Origin of the sequence: Thermococcus litoralis DSM 5473 (assembly GCF_000246985.2) — an archaeon.
Lineage (GTDB): Archaea > Methanobacteriota_B > Thermococci > Thermococcales > Thermococcaceae > Thermococcus_A > Thermococcus_A litoralis.
Window position 1 is genome coordinate 596,172 of sequence record NC_022084.1, and the last position, 20,604, is coordinate 616,775.

A 20,604-nucleotide genomic window follows, 5' to 3' on the forward strand; every position below is an offset into this window, starting at 1 on the left:
TTATGGAAACGAAAAGAGAGAAGTTTCATTAACTCAGGCTCATGTTTATTATTGTCTCTCCTATGTTCTCAAGGTATTCCAGTATCCTCCGATAGCTGTCCATAGCAACGGATTTTCTGTAGTCTATTGACTTTATATGGGCCTTTAGCTCAAGCATTATCTCATCGATCTTTTTTAGATCTTTTTGGGCTATCTGAGCCATGACTTTTTGGAGTATCCCCTTTAAGTACGCAATATCCAAATCCGGATCGAAGTTTTCAGCTATTCTAACCATGTGATCGCCTATTCTTTCAATATTGCGTACTATAAAGAGAACCCCTAAAAGGTCAAAATTCCTCTTTATTAGTCCTCCATCCTTTACTATGCTGCCCCCTGAGAGTATTTTGTTTACCGCTCTCAGCGTTAGGAAATAAAAGCGATCCAGTTCGTTTTCCAGCCCGTTGATATCTCTGAGAACTTCTTTCTTTTCGAATTCACTTATAAGCATTAAGTCCTCTATCATCGAAATTAAGATAGAAGTCAGTCTCTCTATTATTTCCCTCAGGTTTACCTCCTCATCCGCCAATAGGCTTTTGCTCGTGATCCTAAGGGGTTCCTCCAAGATTATTTCCAATCCCGGAAGGTTCTGGATTGTCCCCCGTATCTTTACCTTATACAGGGGCATGTCCTCTGTAAATTTTACATCAATAACGTCATACCCTTGTATGTATGCAGAAATCAGAAGCCTAACCGCCATGTCTGGTGAAATATCCTTAGAAATTACAAGCTCCTTGCTCTCGCTAACTTCTTTTGGTTCCTTGGGAAGTATTAACAAAGATCCATCGGGATTGATCACTATCGGGACGACATCCCCCTGCTTCAAGTTATTTTCCTTAACCCACTTTTTTGGAAGCGAGATTATGTATGAGCTCCGTCCAGTAAACTGTATCTTCCTGAACTCCATACCAAACACCCAATCTATATAGAATTCTCATCATATAAATATTTTGGCGCCTCAACCCTCATCTATTATTCTCTTCATCCGGCTCCCCTTAAGGAACCAAACAAAAGCAAATATTCCAGCGATAACGTTACTAAGACCCATGCCCAGAAAAACACCTATGGAAGATCCCAACAGGATATAACCTAAAATATAGCTAAGCGGAATCCTCAACCCCCAAAGCCGTAGAATTCCTAACGTCATGCTTTTCTTAGTATGCCCAGATGCCCTAAACACATTGTTTACCACAACAAAAATGCCGTTGAAGAAGGGAACAGAGGTAAGGAAATACTTCCAAACGACGGCACTTTCCTTTATTACTTCCTCATCATTGAGAAAAACCCTAAATATTGGAACTCTTAGAATCCCTATAATCACAACGGCACTTGTAGCTATTAGGATGTTGATGATCATGGCTCTCTCTGCTATTTTCTTTGCCCTCTCATATTTCTCAGCACCAACGTTCTGGGCGATCATGGTTCCCATCGCCATGCTTATCCCCCTGGAAATGCTGGTAAGAAAGTTCACTAAGCGTGTCGTTATAGTATAAGCAGCGTAAGTAACATCCCCAAACCCAAATATTATTCTAGTAAGCATAACAAAGCCAAAACTGTTCGCAGATTGTCCTATTCCAGAGGGCAACCCTACCTTGAAAATGCGCTTGTAGAATTCAAAATCTGGCTTAAGCTCCCTTGGCTTTAGATGGATGGGAGCTTTTCCACTAAAGAGAAGGTATGCTCCGATTATCGAACCGAGGGTATTTGAGAAAACAGTTGCCACAGCAGCTCCGGCAACACCAAGTCTAGGAAGCCCAAAAAGACCAAATATCAAAATAGGATCAAGAATTACATTCAGGAATACCGTAAACATGTTGATTTTTACTGGAGTTCTTGTATCTCCAGTGGCTCTCATCAGGGCACTAAACGCAAAGCCCATAAAAGAAAAAGGAAGTCCCAAGAAAACTATTCTAACATATCTGACCTCCTCCCCGCCATGAACTGTGAGGGTTCAGCCTAATCCCTCGCTAAGGACGGGAAGGTTTACGGGCACTCATCTCCTACTCCCGTCGCCGGTTTCGGTTCGGCCCGAGGGCACGGTCTTGTGCCCGTTACCCCTACCGCAAAGCGGTTCGGGGTTATGGTTTCAGAGGCTAAACCTTCAATCTTTGACAGCTCTAAAGGGCAGTTCTTCAAGGACGCCTGTCGGTGTCTAAACCACTCCAAACGGAGTGGTAACGTGAAACCCCTCATCTCATCGGGTTATCAAATTTGGCCTCTTCGAGGCCTTATTAAAGACAGAATATTTAAGGGTTTCTGTTTGAGAGGCTGAATTTCCAATTACTGCATCCCCGTTCTAAAGGGCAAGGCTTTCAGAAGAGAGAGTAAGGGCATAGGGATAAACATTTTGAGTAACTTTCATAAATTCCAGGGCTTTAGGGGTTATAAAAAACCCTATAAGCGCTGTTAAGGATGCAAAAAATAGAACCAGAGAATATAATGCCCCAGCAGCTCTATTAGCTCTATCATACAACTTTGCCCCTATGTATTGACCAACAAAAGCGAAGCCAGCAACGGCAAATCCTTGGCCGAGGTTCATGAGAGTTCCAATTAACGGCCAAGAAACACCTAGAGCAGAAAGAGCTTCTCTTCCAATTTTTCCAAGCCAGAAAGTATCGGTTATATTGTAGAGTACATGAACAAGGTTATTAAGGATTAAAGGCCAAGATAACTTGAAGAGAGTTTTCTCGATATTTCCTTCCAGAATTTCCGTTCTCATCTCTTCTATTCTAGTCATGGTAAAATACCTGTCGAAGCGTTAATATATAAGATTAATGGTCTATTATCCTCTTCATCCAGCTCCCCTTAAGGAACCAAGCAAAGCCAATTAATGCCGCCAGAAAGTTACTTAAACCCATTCCAAGCCATACTCCAGTTGTATCTGCCATAAACTTTCCGAGGCTGTATGCAAGGGGGATTCTAAGTAACCACAACCTTACCATACCAAGTATCATGCTCTTTTTGGTATGTCCAGAGCTCTGAAATACGTTGCTTACAGCGGAAAAAATGCCAAAAAACGGCAAGGAAAATGCAAAATACCTAACAAACTTAGCACTTTCCGCTAAAACCCTTTCATCCTTCACGAAAAATCCAAATATTTGGGCTCTGAACGCTACCACTATAGCAGTTCCAACAGTTAAGACAATTAAATTGGTCAGCATGGCTCTCTCTGCTATTTTCTTTGCCCTCTCATATTTCTCGGCACCAACGTTCTGGCCCACCATGGTTCCCATTGCTTGGCTTATTCCGTTAGCTATAGCGAACATAAAATTTGTAAGACGGTTTCCTATGGTATAGGTGGCGAAGGCGACGGTTCCATAGATGTAGATTATCCTCGTAAGTACAACAAAGCCAAAGGCATCCGTAGAAAAGCCCACACTTGAGGGCAGTCCCACTCTGAAAATCCTGGCATAGAAATCCCACTCTGGCTTGAGATTCTCCAAAGTAAGATGAATCCCCACTCTTCCCTTAAACAGTAGATATCCTCCAATCAAAGAACCAACACTATTTGAAAACATTGTTGCCACTGCAGCCCCTATAACTCCAAGCCTCGGAAACCCCAACCAACCAAAAATCAAGAGGGGGTCTAAAATAATGTTAAGGAAAACAGTGAACATGTTGATTTTCACAGGAGTTTTTGTATCCCCAACTGCCCTGAGAAGGAAATTAAATGCAAACAAAGTAAAGGAGAAGGGTATACCTATGAAAATCACTCTAATATAGTTCAAAGCAAAAGGATAAACCTCAGGCGTGACCTTCATGAACTTAAGGGCGAAAGGTGCGATCAAAAGTCCAAAAATGGCCACAAATATAGCAAAGAACATCATCAAGGAATATAATGCCCCAGCAGCTCTATTAGCCTTCTCGTAATCCCTAGCCCCAATATATTGGCTCACAAAGGCAAAACCCGCAGTCGCAAAGCCCATTCCAATGCTCATAAAAAACCACACGAGAGGCCAAGCCGTCCCTGGGGCGGAGAGTTCTTCCGTACCTAATCTTCCAAGCCAGAAAGTATCTGTGAGGTTATAAAGAACTTGAACCATGTTGTTGATTATTAAAGGGTAGGCTAACTTAAGCATGGTTTTCTCTATGTTGCCCTCCACTATCTCCTGCCTCATTGCTTGAATCTTCTCTCCGTCCATGTAGGTCACCTTAGTGAGATATCATTGGTCATTGCATATCTTAATTCTGTTCAAAAGTGATCGCTTTGTGCTTAAATGAAAATCGAAACGTTACTATAAAAAGCTTATTATGGATAAATTATCCACAGAATAGGGCTTTCAGAAATGAAAGACTAATTTAAGAAGAAAATAGAGTAAAGAGCTCAGAACTCGAGCTCGTCCTCTTCTCCAAAGAGCTTCTTTCTGGCTGCCTCGAAGATAATCTTCTGCTCTTCTTGAGCAACAACCTTTCTGATGAGCTCTACTGCATCTGGGTTGGCTGAGATGCTGTCAATGCCAAGCCTTACGAGTATCTTAGCCATCTTTGGATCACTTCCAGCTTGTCCACAGATGCTGGTCTCAACTCCGTGCTTCTTACAGACCTTAATGACATGCTTGATGAGTTTGAGCACTGCTGGGTGGGTCTCATCGTAGAGGTAAGCTATTCTGTCGTTGTCTCTATCTATAGCAAGGGTGTACTGGGTAAGGTCGTTTGTACCGAAGCTTATAAAGTCGATGCCCTCCTTAATGAGCTCTTCTATGATGAGAGCTGCTGCTGGAACCTCTATCATAACACCCCATTCAACGTCCTTGTGTGGAACGAGACCGACTTCGAGAGCAATTTTCTTAGCCTTCCTGATCTGCTCTGGGTGGCCCACAAGTGGAAGCATGACGCCAATGTTGTTGTAACCTTCCTCGACGACCTTCTTAATAGCCTTAAACTCGGCCTTGAGTAGTTCTGGCTGATCAAGGCTTCTCCTAATTCCCCTCCATCCAAGCATTGGGTTTCTCTCATCTGGCTCGTCTTCTCCACCTGGCATTTCCTTGAACTCGTTGGTTGGAGCGTCAAGTGTTCTGTACCACACTGGCCTTGGATAGAAGGCAGCTGCGACAGTTCTAATACCTTCGGCAAGCTTTTCGACAAGTTCCTCTTCCTTTCCTTCTTTGATGAACTTAACTGGGTGCTGACCAATGCTGAGGATCATGTGCTCTGCTCTAAGCAAACCAACACCATCTGCTCCAGTTGCTGCGGCCCTCTCGGCTACCTCTGGCATTGAAACGTTGACCTTGACCTTGGTTGCAGTGATAAGTGGAGCGCCTGCAACTACTACTTGACCACCAGCGGCTCCAGCAGCTGCTTCTTCCTTCTTCTCAACGAGGCTCTTGACTATGCCCTTATAGACGACACCTCTAGTACCATCAACTGTGACGTAGTCGCCGGTCTTAAGCTTCTTGGTAGCCTCTTTGGTACCAACAACAGCTGGGATACCAAGTTCTCTTGAAACGATAGCAGCGTGGCTGGTTCTTCCACCTTCGTCAGTGACAATAGCAGAGGCTCTCTTCATTGCAGGAACCATGTCTGGGTTTGTCATTGTTGTTACAAGGACGTCTCCTTCCTTAACTTTGTCGATCTCGCTAGCATCAAATATAACAACCACTCTACCAGCACCGATACCTGGTGAGGCACCAAGACCCTTGAGAATGACCTCGGCTTCTTCAGTCTCAGCGGCTTCGGTAGCGGCACTCTCGGCCTCTTTGAGTGTGGTAATAGGCCTGCTCTGGACGATGTAGAGCTTGCCGTCGTCCTTATCGTAAGCCCACTCAATGTCTTGTGGCCATCCGTAGTGCTCCTCAATCTTGGCACCCATCTTTGCAACTTCAATTATCTGCTCATCGGTGAGGACTTGCTTTTCAACGTATTCTGGGCCAAGATACTCAGCAACTGGAACCTTGACGGTTCCCTTACCGGTCTCTGGGTTTCTAACAATCATTATCTCTTTCTTGGCAATGAACTTCTCCTTAATCTTCCAGGTGCCCTTTTCGACAATGTACTCATCTGGAGTTACGGCACCGCTAACAACAGCCTCACCAAGTCCCCAGCTTGCGTTGATCATTATCTCATTTCTATCGTTTGTGACGGGGTTTGCGGTAAACATAACACCGCTTGTCTCGCTGTTAACCATCTTTTGAACAACAGCGCTCAAGTAAACCTTTGAGTGGTCAAATCCTTGCTTTGCCCTGTAGAATGTAGCTCTTGCGGTCCAAAGTGAAGCCCAGCATCTCTTTACCTTATCCTTAACGTCATCTGCACCAAGAACATCCAAGAAAGTCTCCTGCTGTCCGGCGAATGAAGCCTCTGGGAGATCTTCTGCTGTAGCAGAGCTCCTAACAGCTACATAAACCTCATCTTTGCCAAACCTTTGGCTGAGCTCCTTATAGGCTTGCTCAATCTCCTTGGCAATCTCCTCAGGCATTTCAAGTGAGATTATCTTTTCCCTAATCTTAGCGGTGTTCTCCTGGAGCTGCTTGCTGTCATCAACATTGGTTTTGCTTATAATGTCCATAATCCACTCTTGGAGAGTTCTTCCGTCTTCAACCCTAACGTTTTCAACAAAGTATTTGTACGCTTCAGCTGTAACACAGAACCCTGGTGGGACTGGAATTCCAGCGTTTGTCATTTCTCCAAGGTTTGCACCTTTTCCACCCACAAGTGGGACGTCTTCTTTTCTCAATTCTTCAAACCACTTTATGAATCTATATTCCATCTCGATCCCTCCTTTTTAGAATAACCGTGGGTGATATAGAGAGAGCCTATTTAAAATTAACTGTCCAAAGATGGCTTTTAAGTCCATAAAATAAACACCATACGGTTAAAAAATTAAAAGTTCTGCGACGCTAGAATCTCATTGAGAGTTTCAACAGCGTTCTCAATCCCATACGCATATTTTAAAGCCCTAAAAATATCCAATGTAGCTTGGAGAGGCCGTGGTTCCCTCTACCAGATAACCGAATCAACGATTAAAGGGTTAATTCTTCCCTTAAAATTGTGGTTTTGTGGATTAGTATTTGGTTGGTTTGTTCATTGAGATTGGTGATATTGTTGTTTACTTCAAAGGAAACTTGGGGAAAGGTCTTGAAGTTGTTTGTGGGAACTCTCACAAGATTTCGAGGGATAAGCCTGTTAAAATTTACCCCTAACTTGCCCGTCAATATGCCTAATGTGGTTGAATGCTTGATCTCCTGGCTAGTTAGCACAAGTTTTTTATAGATTTCAAGTCCAAAAAGCCCTTGGTGATGAGCATGGAGAATAAAAACGTCTTTGCGCTAATAGTTGTAATTGCTTTCCTTGGCTTTGTGGTTAATTACTACACCGACCACTATCGAGGCGGAGAAATCTACGAAGCCGCGAATAGAGGCTTTACTTTACTCACACAAGGATTTAACGTTACTGTTTTTGTGGAAACTGTGGATGGAAAAACTTTAGAGGGCGAGCTTTTTTCGGTTAGCGGCTCAACAATTTACATCATCAAGGATGGAAAGACGCTTGCTATAGGGGGACCATCCGCCACAAAGGAGGATATAAGGGCAAAGCATATTGAGATTAAAGCAAAGGGAAGTGTTTACGTTTATGAGCTCCCTCCCAGGAGCGGCAAGTGCAGTGAAGTCATTGAGCAACTCAAGGTGGACGCCTACTCCGAGCGCTTTTCGGGGATAATATTCGTAAAGGGCCTTACTGACCCCATAGAGATAGGAAAGCTCAAATACAACGTGGATTACCTCACTTATGGTTCCATTGATGTAAAGCAGTCCCTCCAAGATGGCGTGATTTTGACGGCAGGAATGGTGCCAATTGAGATGCTGGAGAAGTACATTGGAGATAAGGAAGTTTACATGTACGGGACGCTCTACGTGAACTCAGAGGAGCGCAATTTGCCCCTCAGGGTGCTAGGGGTGAAGACCCTATGAGGCTGAAGCTCCCTCTTGTAATTCCCATCCTCTTCATGACGTTTATAGCTTTAGGCACCGCTTCATACAAGACGCTCCTAGTAGGCACCCTTTTCGCGATGGCTTTTTCGTACGGGATTTTTAAAGGCGAAGAGACGCCTTGGAAAGAGAAAGAGTTCAAAGTCATAAAGGAAGAACACTTAGTTTGGGCTTTTTTAATATCGCTGCTTTTGATCGCGCTCCAGATATTTATGATTAAGAAGGTACCCCTCTTGGATTCGTCAGCTAGGCACCTATTAAATCCCCACCTAACAGCTTTAACATACTTTTTAGGTGTTCCCTCAAGCGTATATCTTTTTTCAAAAGGGAAGAAATATTCGCTCGTTTACCCATTTCTCGTAGCATTATATGGGTATAGAACTCCTGTTTTAGTGAGCTTTTTAGCGTTTGCAGTCGCTTATTTTGATGGGAAAGACATCGAATTAAAGCACTTAGCAGGCTTCTCGCTCCTAATTTTGGCTGGGCTTGTAGGGATTGCTCTCGCGAGGGGAGAAGCATTAGGCACGCAACTCGTTAGGGTTCAAGCGACGACTTCTGTTTTAGATGTCATAATCGATAGGACTCCTTGGCACGGTTTTTATCACGGTTATCTCCAGTGGACGGGAATTAGATCATACCTCCTGGGTGGTTATTCACCAAGGGTCCTAGTGGCACGCTTTTTGCACATGACGACGGGTGTTTCAATAACACCAACACTTTTGGGGGGTATGTACTTGGATTTTGGAGTTTTCTCAATCATTGAAGGCTTTTTGCTCGGAGTGTATTACGGCATGATAAGCAAGGCTAAGAGTCTTCTTTTGAAAGTGATTTACTACACTACTCTCGCCTACGGCATCGTAGGTGTTGAGACGGGAATTTTGGATTTACCAGTTTATTTGTTCTTCTTCGTAGGCTTCTACGCCTTGATAAGGGGTAAATACGCCGTAAGGGTGATGAAAGTTGAAGAGTGATAGAATCTTTGCACTCTTTTTAGCCACCTACCTCTCGCTTGCACTACTCGGAAAGTTCGCGTTTAAGAGTTATCTCGGCGAGCTTAACTTAAGTGCCCTCCTCTATGCCTTGACGTTTTCTTTGACGCTATTCTTGGGGTATAACAGTGAAAAGAGGTTTAACCTTCCATTTGAGCGGGCTTATGTTTACCTCATACTTAGCATTTTAGTCAGTTCAGCGGCGGGAATTTTGGGGGTTGTGGCTGTTTTGACCGTTCTCTTTGGCGGGATGCTTATTCTAAGAAGAAGCGTGGATGGGTACTATAAACACGCTTACTACGCCGGAATAGCTTTGGTGGTGATCCTTCCCCTCTTGGCGATGTGTAAAGGCGTAATCCCCATTCTAAACCCCCAAACGAGGTACAGTGATTTAAAAGACCTATACTTGGCATCTGCCCTTTTTGCTTCTTTCCTCCTTGCATATAAGCCGAGCCTCATTGTTTTCCTCGTGGGGGAAGCTTTTGCAGTAGTTTCAACTTTTAGGAGCAATGCGCTCATAATTTTTTTAGCCTACTTGTTTAGGGCTGAGAAAAAGGAGCTCAAACGGCTTTTAATAATTGGCGTCCCTTTGGTGGGTTTGGCGTTCTTAGCGCGCTTCTACGCAACGAAGAGTGTGTACTCCATTTGGAAGCTCGGCTTTGCTCAAAGTTTGGTTTATAGGGCTGGTTTCTCGTACATGGTTTACGAAAAGCTCTTCTCATTAGGCATGCCTGTTGGGAAGTTCGGACTTCTCCTCAACCCGAATGCGAGAGAATACGTCGCGGCCCTTTTTGGCAAGGCAAACAATTACACTTATACAATTTTTGGGCAGCCGGCTTATGATTTGGGTATTTTTGGGCTTTTTGAAGCTTTCCTCATGGGAGTAGCATTGAGAGACTCTGAGAGGTTGCCCGCGTTTAAAGCCCTCAGTTTGACTTTTTTAATCTTGGCAATTGAGAATGGTTTTGACGCTTTAAACTTTGGGATTTTAATGGTTTCAGCCTACTTTGCCTTATTTCTTAGTAAAGACATTGCCACTATTGGAGGGATAGAAAATGCATGTTAATAAAGTGAAGAGGGTTGTTGGGAGCAATTTGGTTTTAGTTTGCATATTTCTAGTGGCTTTGAGTCTAAGCTTACTTTTTCAGCCTCCTAAGTTGAGTATAACCTACGATGAGGCTCTCTACATGATCATTGCAAGAAACCTCGCAAAGGATGTCTCGAGCTTTACATATCAAGGAGCATATATGATGTACCGCCCTCCTCTATACCCCTACACCCTCTCAATTTTTTATCGCCTTTTTAGCTATGATCATCACCTGAGAATAGCGAGAGTAATTTCTGCAATTTTCTACGCACTAACCGCCACGTTAGTATACCTCTTCACAGTAGGGCTTTTCAAGGATCAGAAGAAAGGTGTTGCTGCAAGTATCTTCTACATTCTAAACCCCTTAAGCTTCACAATGTCAAATAGGGCCCTAGTCCACAGCGAGTTTTCCTTTTTCTACACTTTAGCAGTTTTTTTATTATACAAGGGATATAGGGACAGAAACAATAAAACAATTTATGCATCCTTCGTATCAGCAGGTTTGGCAGTTTTAACACGTTATACGGGACTTTCCATAATTGGAGTTTTTGTAGCATATCTATACTTAATCTCCCACTGGAACTGGCTCAGGAAGAGAGAAACTTACATAGGATTTGCACTCTTTGCCTTAACTCTAGCACCTTGGCTGTATTTAGCTCACACTCGTTATGATGGTGCTCTTAAACCATTCTCAGTTGCAATGGCGGTTGTTACAAAAGATACACCAGTTTCAACATTCAGGTACCTTAGTGAAGTTTTGGAAATCTTAGGAGTTCCAATCATAATATTAACCCTCTTAGGATTTGGAAGTCTTAAAAAAGACGATATTGGGTGGTTGACAATCAGCTGGGGAATTGTTGGCATCTTTGGGATATTAACCGTCACGCACAAAGAGCCAAGATTTCTGACTTTTCTAATGCCTCTAGTGGGAATCCTTTGTGCACAAGGTGTTTTCTCGGTGAGTGAGTTATTTTTCAAGCACGTTTCATTTTTAAACCGATTCAAAATGGTGTTTTTAGTTCTAATTATTGGAATTGGTCTTGTATCATCTATCCATCATTTGCTTCAATATAAGCAAACTTGGGACATTCAATACCTTGAAGAGGGGAAGGCTTTTCAATATGCTAGTGAGAACTTCAATCCGAGGTTTATTGGAGTAAGCCCTAGACTTTACACTCTGGCTGGTTATTACTTCCCTAACTCCAGAGTTTATCCCTTGCTCTTGACAGATTACATAAAAACTAGCGTTAAGAATGGGAGGTTTGACTTGATAGTGTGGCAGTGTAGAAACAGTATAATAAAAGATATAGAGGAATCCCACAAATACAAACTCGTCAATGAATTCAATGATGGAAAAATAAAGATTTTTGTCAAGATAACTGTGGCATCACCTCCTGAAGCCACTCAGTCAAATTACCAAGAGATTACGAAAACAAATTGACGTTCAGACAAGCCTTAATCGGACTACCAGTTTTCTTATTTGTTGTCTTCTTAAGTGGAAATCTTGAAGCCCTTTTGGTCAGAATGGGATTTACATTCTTGATTTTCCATAACATAGTTTCAGTCTCTCTCCCATTTGGCTTTTTCCACGGCAAATTGTTACTCCACAGCGACCCAAGGTGGAGAGTTGCATTTATGTTTACCCTTAACGGTAGGTACACCTACTTCCTCTTCGGCCAGCCAATAGCGGATTTTGGAATCCTTGGGGTAGTTGAGGCGTATCTATTTGGAAGTTTGCTTAGATTATCAGAAACTAACAAAAAAACCGCAAGTGTTGTTTTGGCGACGTTAATATATGCCCTTGAGAGCGGAGTGGATGCCTTTATTCTTTCCGTGTTGTTGCTTTTTGGCGGGGTTTATTCAAAGTACGCATCGAAAGGCTAAAATACAAATTTGAACTTAGTCACATCGGTGAACTCCAATGAATCCTCTCGAAGAAGCCCTCAAAATTAAAGATCAGATAATTGCCTGGCGTAGGGATTTTCACATGCATCCCGAGCTCGGCTACGAGGAAGAAAGAACCTCAAAAATTGTTGAGGAACACTTGAGAGAGTGGGGATACAGAATCAAGCGCGTGGGAACTGGAATAATAGCGGATATTGGCAAAGGAGAAAAAACTGTGGCTTTAAGGGCTGATATGGACGCTTTACCAGTCCAGGAGGAGAACGATGTCCCTTACAAGTCCAGAATTCCGGGAAAAATGCACGCTTGTGGACATGACGCTCACACTGCAATGCTCCTCGGAGCAGCGAAAATAATAGCTGAGCATGAAAACGAGCTCCCTAACAAAGTGAGATTACTCTTTCAGCCAGCAGAGGAGGGAGGAAATGGAGCATTGAAGATGATAGAAGGAGGAGCTCTTGAAGGAGTTAATGCCATCTTTGGCATCCACGTATGGATGGAACTGCCGAGCGGTGTTGTTGGAATTAGAGAAGGGCCTTTCATGGCAGGAGTTGGGAGGTTTGAGGTAGAGATAGAAGGCAAAGGGGGTCATGGGGCTTCACCTCACGAAACCATCGATCCAATTCCAATTGCGGCTCAAGTGATCTTAGCTTTCCAAACAATCATAAGCAGAAACCTTAATCCTCTAGAGAGTGGGGTTGTGAGCGTAGGCTCAATAAAAGCCGGAGAGGCCTTTAACGTGATTCCAGAGAGAGTTTATATGAGCGGCACCTACAGATTCTTCACGTCAGAAACAAAAAGCCTTATTGAAAAAAGAATTGAAGAGATTTTAAAGGGCACAACATTAGCTAACAATGCTTCGTATGGGCTTAAAATAGAAGAAGTTGGCCCTCCAACGATAAACGACCCAGAAATGGTATCTCTTGCTAGAAAGGTTGCCCAAAATCTCGGACTGAAAGTAGAAGAAGTTCCAAAGACCATGGGGGCTGAAGACTTTGCATTCTACCTCCAAAAGGTACCGGGAGCATTTATAGCTCTGGGCATTAAAAATGAGGAAAAGGGAATAATCTATCCTCACCACCATCCAAGATTTAATGTTGACGAAGACGTGTTACACTTGGGAACTGCATTGGAAGTTGGATTAGTTTTTGAAAGAATTTGATTGGATTATTTTCCATTTTTTGTATAATATCCAATCCCTACTGAAATTTATGACGTAAGTTTTGACTTCTTGTTATTGGTGCTTCATTGACAGATTTGCATCAGCGGAGGACAACTAAAACATCTTGAGGTCATCTTTATACAGCAATGCCGAAATGCTTATATTCAACAACACCTAAATACTAATGACGAACAACATAATCGGGGTGATAAAAAATGAAAAAATACATTGCCGCAGTTATAGTTTTGTTTTTGGCATCTATGGTAGCTCCATTGACAACAGCTACTGGAGAAAATAGCAACTCCCGAATAGGATCTCTTCAGTACTTTTATTACCTAAGATACAATGAGGGAATAGAGAAATTTGACGAACTCTACAACAAAAGCATAGAGCTTGGAGTAAGTGAAGAGACACTAGAAATGGTTCTCGAATACAAAGAGATGGCCGAAAAGGAATATGAGCTCGCATGGAAATTTGGGCATCCACTTAAGGGACACATCCAGACCTTTGTTCATATGAGGAGAGCCTATTTGTACTTGATGGAGGCAATAGAAATCCTTGAAAAAGCTACTGCAGAGTTTGAATCTTCTTGAGATTTTTCAATTTTTGTCATTTAGTGTTCCTTGAATTAACTTTTTAAACCCTCTCTTCTCTCCTTATTCTGTGATAACATGAAAATCTATGTCAAGGTCTATCGTGTTCAAGGAGAAGTTCTTGTTGCCGCATGTGATGAAGAGCTGTTGGGTAAAACCTTCAGAGAAGGCGAGCTCAAATTAGAGGTAAAAGAGAGATTCTACAAAGGTGAACTCAGAGAAGTTGAAGAGCTTGAGTCCCTGCTGGAAGAGGCCACAATAGCAAATCTCACCGGAGAGAGGTGCGTAAAAAAAGCCATTGAGCTGGGCTATGTAGATGAAAAGAGAGTCCTTTACATCCAAGGAGTCCCTCATGCCCAAATGGCAAAGCTGTTATGAAGAGATACACCATGGAGAGTACTTGGCAACAAGGATAATGTCTTCAATATCTACAACATCCAAAACATAGAGCACTGTTCTTCCCTTGAACTCTTCAATAAGGGATGAATTAACCGGAATTACAAACTGCAGAATTTTATCAGATGCTGGATAGTAAAAGGCCATTTTCCGAATCCTTGTCTCTTTTTTGGCTGGGTCACAATAATACAACGCATTGACCCCAATAACGTATTCTGTTCCATTAATTTCAATTGGTGGGGGAGTTCTCACAATCACCAAAGGAGAGTAATACACAGTGGCGTTCTCTGAGAGATTCCAAAGTTCCTCGATGGGGAGCTCTACAATCTCTCCCGAGACCCTACTAAGACAAGCAAAGTCTTTATCTGTTTCATTTTCAGACTGGAATTCTATAAACTCCCCTTCTGAACATGAGACACTCTGGTTTGGTTTTAGTGTTTCTATTGTGTACATTTTTATCTTCTCATAATTAAAATGGGGCAACTCCAAAAGAACGATCCTTTTCCTTGGAGGCATTTCTCCAATATAATACTTCTTTTCTTCCCAAGAAGATACTTGCGAGTTCTGAGAATTAATCCAGAGATAAGCTAGGGTTGAAGAAACAAGGAGTAGAATCAAGACAAGGGGAATTCGCTTGTTCATAACATATCCCTTTGTATTTTTATGTTAACTTCCTAAAAAATTTTATTCTTATAGAGGTTAAGTTTTTAATCGTGAAATCTCAGCTACTAGTGGTGAGAGAAATGAGCGAGAGATTTTGTTACAGATGTGGGATTAGCGAGAACGAAGGGGGGCCGTTGATAGACGGCCTCTGTCAGGTATGCTTTAGAAAGGAAAACCCCGTGCTTCTCATAGAAGATGAAATAAATACCGAGCTCTGTCAAAACTGTGGGAGCTATAAGGTTAGGGGGACATGGGTAGATCCAAAAACTTACAACCTTGAAGAGCTTATCTTTGAAGTTGCCGATAATGCTCTCATTGAAAACCTCCTCCTTGATGAGAGAGTTAAAGAGGTAAAAATTGTTCCGAAAGAGGAGTTGGAGGAAATTGAAGAAGTGCCCGTAGGAACTGCATATGTGAGCTTTGAGCCAATTGAGTGGCACATAGAGTACTTTCCGGCAATAATCAACTATGAAGTGGAAGTTAAAGCGAGAATTCACGAAATGCAAAAGGAGCTTCACCATGAGAAGAAGATGGTAACAGTCTATGTAAGGCAAACAGTATGTCCAAGGTGCCAAAAATTCCTAGGAGGTTATTTTGAGGCAATTTTGCAGGTTAGAGCTGAAGATAGAGTCTTAACAAAAGAAGAGAAAGATGAAATCTCAAAACTAGTTGAGGAAAAAGTTGACGAAATAATGAAGCGCGACAGAATGGGCTTCATCCAAGATACTGTTGAAAAAGAAGAAGGAATAGACTTCTACATGGGATCAACAAGTGCTGCAAGAAAGCTTGCCCAAGCGATAAGGGATAAATATGGCGGGAGTATAAGTGAGGCTTATCAGCTGATTGGGCAGGACAGAATGACGAGCAAGGAAGTTTATAGGACAAGTGTTAGCGTTAGAATCCCAAAGTTTAGAAAAGGAGACATAGTGGGGGACAAAAAAGGCAACATATACAGGGTTGAAGATGTGAACGGAAAAGGGCTGTTCTTAAAGAACCTCTCCACTCACGAAAATGAACACAAAGACTGGAAAAGTGCAAAACGAGATGAAATAGACACAGTAGAGCACGAGAGACTGGAAGCTATGGCAACAAGTTCAACTCCGAGAGAAGTCCAGTTTATGGATATGAACAGCTATGAGACCTTTGAGCTCGAAAAACCAGAAATTGAAGTAAAGGAAGGAGAAATTTACAGGCTCGTTAGGGTTAAAGGGAAATATTATATTGAAGGGAAAAAGTGACTGACCTCCTCCCCGCCCTGAAGGGCGAGGCTTTCAAAAGAAAAAAGTAATCTAACGAGATTTATTTTGGAGTATTGATATAACCCTTTTAATTTTCTTGTCTAATTCCTCTAAATTTGCTGCGATTTCTTCTGCAGAAGCTGTTATCTCTTCAACTGCAGAGGTCTCCTCTTCCATTGCACTCATGGTGGCATTAACGTTGTCAGCAACTTTCTCCACGGATTTCCTGAAATCATTCAACAAATGAGAAATTTCTACAAGGCTTCCTAGAAACATTTCTATCTCTTCCGAATGCTTGCTTAATTCGTTGGTAATGTTGGAGACATTCTCGATAGCCTTCAAAATTTTCTCAATGTTGTCTTCTATTATCTTCACCGTAAGTTTTGTTGTGGTTTCCGATGCTTCAGCAATAGCTCTAATTCTTTCAGCAACCTGTCTACTGTCCTCTGCAAGTTTTCTTACCTCATCTGCAACTATTCTAAACCCTCTTCCAGCTTCTCCGGCTCTAGCTGCTTCAATAGCTGCATTCAAAGCCAATAAATTAGTTTGTTTTGCTATATCCGAAATTACTTGAACATTTTTAGCAACATCAACATTTGTCCTGAGCATATCATTTAAATGTCCTCTAAGCTGTTCTAATTCTCCTTTCAAGTGTTCCAATGAGGAGCTTTCTTCTTCACTCTTTCTTGATGTTTCTTTTAATCCACTACTTATTTTTTCTCCTTTTCTGATTATATTCTCCAATTCCTGAAGAGTGGTAGATAACGCAGAAATAGAGTCCTCCGTCATTTTTGCAATTTCTTGAGTACCTAATGATATGCTCTGTGTAGCTTCAGAAATCTGTGAGAGTGCTTGAGAAACTTCGTTCATAGAGGTATTAACTTCATTTATATTTTTACCAGTAGTATCAAGTTCTTCAGTAAGTGCTTGAACCCACCCCTGCTCTAGGTATCCATTTCCTTCAATTAATCTTTGAATAAATTCAAGAAGAACATAAGGATCCCATTAGATGCCTTGATGATCAGAGGCAAAATTTTGTAAACAACAGGTTTGTAATAAACTTCCATAAAATGATCAAAACCAAAATTATATTCCTCTAAATATGCCTTTCCCGATTTTATTAAGAAATCTTTGTCAATTTTGCCGTAGCATAAGTCTCTGATGTAGTTTTTCATTGCTGTGGCATGAGCATTTCTTATGTTTTCCGGAACCTTAAGGTGATAATGGGTTGTATCAATTATTCGCTCTACATCGTCCTTGATCTTTTCATATACTTCCGCTAACGATACCATTTTGATTACCCCCAAAGCCTCTAAAAATTTGAATTTCAACACATTATTTTGGATTTTTGTTTAATTATGTCTAAAAATCTCAATATTTAAAAAGAATTTTTCATACATACACAAATACCTACACAAAACACGTTATTGTGTTCAGTAAACTTAAAGAAGCAAAGAGTACATAAGCAAAACGGTGATAAAATGAGGATTATAGGCGTCGATCCAGGCACGAAGAGCTTTGACATTATCGGCCTTGAAGACGGAAAGATAAAACTCGATCTCAGCTTTCCAAGTGAAGTAGTTGCAGAAGAGCCAAGCAAAATCGTTAGGACACTAGAAGAATTCAGTGCAGACTTAATAATCGGTCCCTCAGGATACGGAGTTCCGCTTAAGCACATAAGCGAGCTCACCGACAGGGACCGCTTCGAGATGACCCTTGTTTGGGAAGAGGAGATGAAAGAAATACCAGTTCTCATTGGATTGCAAAAGATGGTAAGCGAGATGGCTGAAAAGAACATGAACGTGTGGTTTATTCCCGGCGTTATACACCTTCCAACTGTGCCAGAATGGAGGAAGTACAACAAAATAGACATGGGAACAGCAGATAAGATGGCGATAACCGTTCTCGGAATCTACGACCAACCCAAGAGGCTCGGCCTTGAGTATTCCGACGTTTCATTCGTGCTTCTTGAAGTTGGCTTCGGCTACAATTACGCGGGAGCAGTGAAGGGTGGAAAGATAGTGGACGGGATTGGGGGTACGATATTTCCTGGCCCGGCATACGTGAACAGCGGCGCTCTCGATGGAGAAGTTGCCTACCTTATGGGCGAAATCAAGAAGTGGCACCTCTTCTGGGGAGGAGCAAGCATAATTGCCGCAGAAAAGATACTCCCACCCGAAGAGTTTGCTAAGAGGCTTGACGAGGAACCCTTTGCAAAAGCCTGGGAAGCGATGAAAGACGGATTTTTAAAGGCAGTGGCGAGTGAACTCACCGTTGTGAGAGATGCCAAGGAAATACTTCTTTCCGGCAGACTTATGCGCATAGATGAGCTTAGAAAAGATGTTAAAGACCTCTTTGAGGAGCGCTTTGGCCTTCCAGTGGTTAAGCAGAGGGGCCTTGAGGGGAAAGCGAAAGAGGCCGCCCAGGGAAGTGCAATAATCGGAGACGGACTTGCTGGAGGAGAATTCAAAGAGCTTGTTGAACACGTTGAGATAAAGAAGAGTTACGGAAGCGTCCTCGACTATGTGAAACTTCCTTTGAACATTTGATTCTTCATTAACTTTTTTAACCTTAGGTTTACAACCCTTCTTCGGTGATGAGGATGAAAAAGACAGTTGTTATCATAGGTGGCGGAGCTGCTGGAATGAGCACTGCATCAAGAGTAAAGAGGCTGAAACCTGAATGGGATGTAAAGGTGTTTGAAGCGACTGAATGGGTCAGTCATGCCCCCTGTGGAGTGCCTTATGTTGTTGAAGGAATTTCTCCAAAGGAGAAACTTATGCACTATCCACCCGAGTTTTTCATCAAAAAGAGAGGAATTGACCTGCACTTGAATGCAGAAGTGATAGAAGTTGAGCAGGGAAGTGTGAGAGTAAGGGAGAAGGGTGAAGAGAAAACCTACGAGTGGGACTACCTGGTCTTTGCAAACGGTGCCTCTCCCCAAGTACCGCCAATAGAGGGTGTAGGTTTGAAGGGAGTTTTTACAGCAGACCTGCCTCCAGATGCGGTTGCAATAAAAGAGTATATGAAGAAAAATGATGTAAGGAACGTTGTGGTGATTGGAACTGGCTATATAGCACTTGAGATGGCCGAAGCGTTTGTGGTTCAGGGAAAGAATGTAACACTAATCGGCAGAAGCGAGAGGGTCTTAAGAAAAACCTTTGACAAGGAAATCACCGATATAGTAGAGGCAAAACTCAGGGAACACCTAAACCTCCGTCTGGAAGAAGTAACCCTTAGGATTGAAGGAGAAGAGAAGGTAGAAAAGGTAGTCACTGATGCAGGGGAGTATAAAGCCGATCTAGTCATCATAGCCACTGGAATCAAGCCAAACACAGAGCTTGCACGACAACTAGGGGTTAGGATAGGAGAAACTGGAGCAATATGGACAAACGAGAGAATGCAAACAAGCGTTGAGAATGTCTATGCTGCTGGAGATGTTGCCGAGACAAAGCATTTGATCACTGGCAGAAGGGTATGGGTGCCATTGGCTCCACCGGGTAACAAGATGGGCTACGTAGCGGGAAGCAACATAGCAGGTGTTGAGGTAACCTTTCCAGGAGTTCTTGGAACGGCCATAACCAAATTCATGGATCTTGAAATTGGGAAAACCGGGTTAACAGAAGGAGAAGCACTAAAAGAAGGATATGATGTTAAGACGGCATTCATAGAGGCAAGGACAAAACCCCATTATTATCCAGGCGGAAAGAAGATATGGCTCAAAGCTGTGGCAGACAAAGAGAACGGAAAGCTCTTAGGATTGCAAGCAGTTGGAGCAGAGATACTTCCAAGAGTGGATGCTTTTGCAGTAGCTTTACAAGCAGGATTTACAACAAAAGACCTCTTCTTTGCCGATTTAGCCTATGCACCACCGTTTGCCCCGGTTTGGGACCCACTGGTAGTTCTAGCAAGGGTCTTGAAGTTCTGATCCCCTTTTTAAATTTCTCCAAAAAACCTTATCTAGGTTAAGTGCCAAGTCAAAACCATGAAAGCAATAAGCAAAGCCCCCTGTTTATACCTGGCGTATCTCTCAATAGCGATACCCTTAATATCAATTGCAATAGCAATACTTCTCTCAGATTGGTTCAGTATCACAAACAACGCCCTAAGCGATCTTGGACATGCCACAAGAAGCTCCGTTGCACCGATATTTAACTTTGGCTTGAGTCTCGGAGGGGCTCTTATCATATACGTTTCAGCACTGTGCATATACAAAACCAGCAAAGCTTTTTCTGTCGTGGGGTTCTTAGTTGGGTTTACTCTAATCTTGGTAGCTGTCTTTGATGAAATCTACAGGGGACTGCACTTCAAAGTCTCGGTGGCGTTCTTTCTCTCCCTTGCAGTATTCCTAGTTGCCTACGGAATCTACTTTAGAAGCTATCTGCCTATTCCTGCTCTAACAGTTGCGATACTAGCGTGGCTCATTCATTTTGCATACAATATTCCAGAGGGAGTAGCAATCCCAGAGCTCGTCTCTGTATTTGCAACAGCTCCGTTTTACATCGATACGATAAAAAGGCTTCAAGCAAACTCATAATTTCGAATTTTGAGCTTGGTCTTTAATGCCGCTTTTCTCCTTTTTTAGGATATTCTTAAGAGAAAAAGAGGTAGAA

The 20,604-nt window shown here is 42.4% G+C and carries 19 protein-coding genes and 1 pseudogene; 12 read left to right on the forward strand and 8 right to left on the reverse strand.

Annotated elements, in window-relative coordinates:
- Positions 1-28: 28 nt before the first annotated feature.
- The 5 genes and pseudogenes from OCC_RS03375 to ppsA form a co-directional block, all read right to left on the reverse strand.
- On the reverse strand, positions 29-943 hold the full coding sequence (locus OCC_RS03375) for a phosphate signaling complex PhoU family protein (protein WP_004068424.1): 915 nt from the start codon (positions 941-943) through the stop codon (positions 29-31).
- 51 nt (positions 944-994) lie between these two features.
- A pseudogene (locus OCC_RS03380) lies at positions 995-1,954 on the reverse strand (MATE family efflux transporter); the annotation flags it as partial.
- A gap of 378 nt (positions 1,955-2,332) precedes the next feature.
- Positions 2,333-2,773, reverse strand: a complete 441-nt coding sequence (locus OCC_RS03385) for an MATE family efflux transporter (protein WP_004069905.1) — start codon at positions 2,771-2,773, stop codon at positions 2,333-2,335.
- Between the two features lie 34 nt (positions 2,774-2,807).
- Positions 2,808-4,178, reverse strand: a complete 1,371-nt coding sequence (locus OCC_RS03390) for an MATE family efflux transporter (RefSeq protein WP_004069904.1) — start codon at positions 4,176-4,178, stop codon at positions 2,808-2,810.
- A 182-nt stretch (positions 4,179-4,360) separates the two neighbouring features.
- Complete coding sequence (gene ppsA / locus OCC_RS03395; RefSeq protein ID WP_004069903.1) at positions 4,361-6,742, reverse strand: phosphoenolpyruvate synthase; 2,382 nt, start codon at positions 6,740-6,742, stop codon at positions 4,361-4,363.
- 529 nt (positions 6,743-7,271) lie between these two features.
- Here ppsA and OCC_RS03400 point away from each other — a divergent pair.
- The 8 genes from OCC_RS03400 (at position 7,272) to OCC_RS03435 (ending at position 14,072) form a co-directional block, all read left to right on the forward strand.
- The gene (locus OCC_RS03400; protein ID WP_042700164.1) at positions 7,272-7,943 is read left to right on the forward strand and encodes a phospholipase D-like domain-containing protein; all 672 of its coding nucleotides are present in this window, start codon (positions 7,272-7,274) and stop codon (positions 7,941-7,943) included.
- Positions 7,940-8,932 (forward strand): hypothetical protein, encoded by a 993-nt coding sequence (locus OCC_RS03405; protein WP_004069901.1) that lies wholly within the window; start codon positions 7,940-7,942, stop codon positions 8,930-8,932. The genes OCC_RS03400 and OCC_RS03405 overlap by 4 nt, the downstream gene beginning before the upstream one ends.
- Positions 8,922-10,016, forward strand: coding sequence for a hypothetical protein (locus OCC_RS03410; protein ID WP_004069900.1), 1,095 nt, complete (start codon positions 8,922-8,924; stop codon positions 10,014-10,016). Before OCC_RS03405 ends, OCC_RS03410 begins: the two co-directional genes overlap by 11 nt.
- Positions 10,006-11,478 carry an ArnT family glycosyltransferase gene (locus tag OCC_RS03415; RefSeq protein WP_004069892.1) on the forward strand — a complete coding sequence of 491 codons (1,473 nt, stop codon included), beginning with the start codon at positions 10,006-10,008 and terminating at the stop codon, positions 11,476-11,478. The genes OCC_RS03410 and OCC_RS03415 overlap by 11 nt, the downstream gene beginning before the upstream one ends.
- 98 nt (positions 11,479-11,576) lie before the next feature.
- A complete protein-coding gene (locus OCC_RS03420; protein WP_238565080.1) occupies positions 11,577-11,921 on the forward strand; it encodes a hypothetical protein in 345 nt (114 codons plus the stop codon).
- Between the two features lie 37 nt (positions 11,922-11,958).
- A complete protein-coding gene (locus OCC_RS03425) occupies positions 11,959-13,101 on the forward strand; it encodes a M20 metallopeptidase family protein (RefSeq protein WP_004069888.1) in 1,143 nt (380 codons plus the stop codon).
- Positions 13,102-13,316: 215 nt separating this feature from the next.
- The gene (locus tag OCC_RS03430; RefSeq protein WP_004069887.1) at positions 13,317-13,694 is read left to right on the forward strand and encodes a hypothetical protein; all 378 of its coding nucleotides are present in this window, start codon (positions 13,317-13,319) and stop codon (positions 13,692-13,694) included.
- Positions 13,695-13,772: 78 nt separating this feature from the next.
- A complete protein-coding gene (locus OCC_RS03435; protein ID WP_004069885.1) occupies positions 13,773-14,072 on the forward strand; it encodes a DUF424 domain-containing protein in 300 nt (99 codons plus the stop codon).
- On the opposite strand, the gene OCC_RS03440 is transcribed toward OCC_RS03435, so the two are convergent.
- The gene (locus OCC_RS03440) at positions 14,067-14,732 is read right to left on the reverse strand and encodes a hypothetical protein (RefSeq protein ID WP_004069883.1); all 666 of its coding nucleotides are present in this window, start codon (positions 14,730-14,732) and stop codon (positions 14,067-14,069) included. The genes OCC_RS03435 and OCC_RS03440 overlap by 6 nt on opposite strands.
- A 101-nt stretch (positions 14,733-14,833) precedes the next feature.
- Between OCC_RS03440 and OCC_RS03445 the strand changes: the two genes are divergently transcribed.
- A complete protein-coding gene (locus OCC_RS03445) occupies positions 14,834-15,991 on the forward strand; it encodes a 60S ribosomal export protein NMD3 (RefSeq protein WP_004069881.1) in 1,158 nt (385 codons plus the stop codon).
- Between the two features lie 51 nt (positions 15,992-16,042).
- On the opposite strand, the gene OCC_RS03450 is transcribed toward OCC_RS03445, so the two are convergent.
- The gene (locus tag OCC_RS03450; protein WP_004069879.1) at positions 16,043-16,861 is read right to left on the reverse strand and encodes a methyl-accepting chemotaxis protein; all 819 of its coding nucleotides are present in this window, start codon (positions 16,859-16,861) and stop codon (positions 16,043-16,045) included.
- Between the two features lie 95 nt (positions 16,862-16,956).
- Positions 16,957-17,283 (reverse strand): hypothetical protein, encoded by a 327-nt coding sequence (locus OCC_RS03455; protein ID WP_004069877.1) that lies wholly within the window; start codon positions 17,281-17,283, stop codon positions 16,957-16,959.
- Positions 17,284-17,472: 189 nt separating this feature from the next.
- Here OCC_RS03455 and OCC_RS03460 point away from each other — a divergent pair, with 189 nt between their 5' ends.
- The 3 genes from OCC_RS03460 to OCC_RS03470 are packed head-to-tail and all read left to right on the forward strand — an operon-like array spanning position 17,473 to position 20,528.
- Complete coding sequence (locus OCC_RS03460; RefSeq protein ID WP_004069875.1) at positions 17,473-18,540, forward strand: DUF1464 family protein; 1,068 nt, start codon at positions 17,473-17,475, stop codon at positions 18,538-18,540.
- A 53-nt stretch (positions 18,541-18,593) separates the two neighbouring features.
- Positions 18,594-19,919: a CoA-disulfide reductase gene (gene cdr / locus OCC_RS03465; protein WP_004069874.1), complete on the forward strand. Its 1,326-nt coding sequence runs from the start codon at positions 18,594-18,596 to the stop codon at positions 19,917-19,919.
- A 57-nt stretch (positions 19,920-19,976) separates the two neighbouring features.
- Entirely contained in the window at positions 19,977-20,528 is a 552-nt protein-coding gene (locus OCC_RS03470) for a DUF998 domain-containing protein (RefSeq protein WP_004069871.1), read from the forward strand.
- Positions 20,529-20,604: the final 76 nt, after the last annotated feature.

What these genes read in the sequence shown, in the direction of transcription:
- OCC_RS03460 (WP_004069875.1), top strand. Translation starts at nt 17,473, where the DNA reads ATGAGGATTATAGGCGTCGATCCAGGCACGAAGAGCTTTGACATTATC.
- OCC_RS03470 (WP_004069871.1), top strand. Translation starts at nt 19,977, where the DNA reads ATGAAAGCAATAAGCAAAGCCCCCTGTTTATACCTGGCGTATCTCTCA.
- OCC_RS03440 (WP_004069883.1), bottom strand. Translation starts at nt 14,732, where the DNA reads ATGAACAAGCGAATTCCCCTTGTCTTGATTCTACTCCTTGTTTCTTCA.
- OCC_RS03425 (WP_004069888.1), top strand. Translation starts at nt 11,959, where the DNA reads ATGAATCCTCTCGAAGAAGCCCTCAAAATTAAAGATCAGATAATTGCC.
- OCC_RS03450 (WP_004069879.1), bottom strand. Translation starts at nt 16,861, where the DNA reads ATGAACGAAGTTTCTCAAGCACTCTCACAGATTTCTGAAGCTACACAG.
- OCC_RS03400 (WP_042700164.1), top strand. Translation starts at nt 7,272, where the DNA reads ATGAGCATGGAGAATAAAAACGTCTTTGCGCTAATAGTTGTAATTGCT.
- OCC_RS03445 (WP_004069881.1), top strand. Translation starts at nt 14,834, where the DNA reads ATGAGCGAGAGATTTTGTTACAGATGTGGGATTAGCGAGAACGAAGGG.
- OCC_RS03430 (WP_004069887.1), top strand. Translation starts at nt 13,317, where the DNA reads ATGAAAAAATACATTGCCGCAGTTATAGTTTTGTTTTTGGCATCTATG.
- OCC_RS03390 (WP_004069904.1), bottom strand. Translation starts at nt 4,178, where the DNA reads ATGGACGGAGAGAAGATTCAAGCAATGAGGCAGGAGATAGTGGAGGGC.
- ppsA (WP_004069903.1), bottom strand. Translation starts at nt 6,742, where the DNA reads ATGGAATATAGATTCATAAAGTGGTTTGAAGAATTGAGAAAAGAAGAC.
- OCC_RS03385 (WP_004069905.1), bottom strand. Translation starts at nt 2,773, where the DNA reads ATGACTAGAATAGAAGAGATGAGAACGGAAATTCTGGAAGGAAATATC.
- OCC_RS03455 (WP_004069877.1), bottom strand. Translation starts at nt 17,283, where the DNA reads ATGGTATCGTTAGCGGAAGTATATGAAAAGATCAAGGACGATGTAGAG.
- OCC_RS03375 (WP_004068424.1), bottom strand. Translation starts at nt 943, where the DNA reads ATGGAGTTCAGGAAGATACAGTTTACTGGACGGAGCTCATACATAATC.
- OCC_RS03415 (WP_004069892.1), top strand. Translation starts at nt 10,006, where the DNA reads ATGCATGTTAATAAAGTGAAGAGGGTTGTTGGGAGCAATTTGGTTTTA.
- cdr (WP_004069874.1), top strand. Translation starts at nt 18,594, where the DNA reads ATGAAAAAGACAGTTGTTATCATAGGTGGCGGAGCTGCTGGAATGAGC.
- OCC_RS03435 (WP_004069885.1), top strand. Translation starts at nt 13,773, where the DNA reads ATGAAAATCTATGTCAAGGTCTATCGTGTTCAAGGAGAAGTTCTTGTT.
- OCC_RS03405 (WP_004069901.1), top strand. Translation starts at nt 7,940, where the DNA reads ATGAGGCTGAAGCTCCCTCTTGTAATTCCCATCCTCTTCATGACGTTT.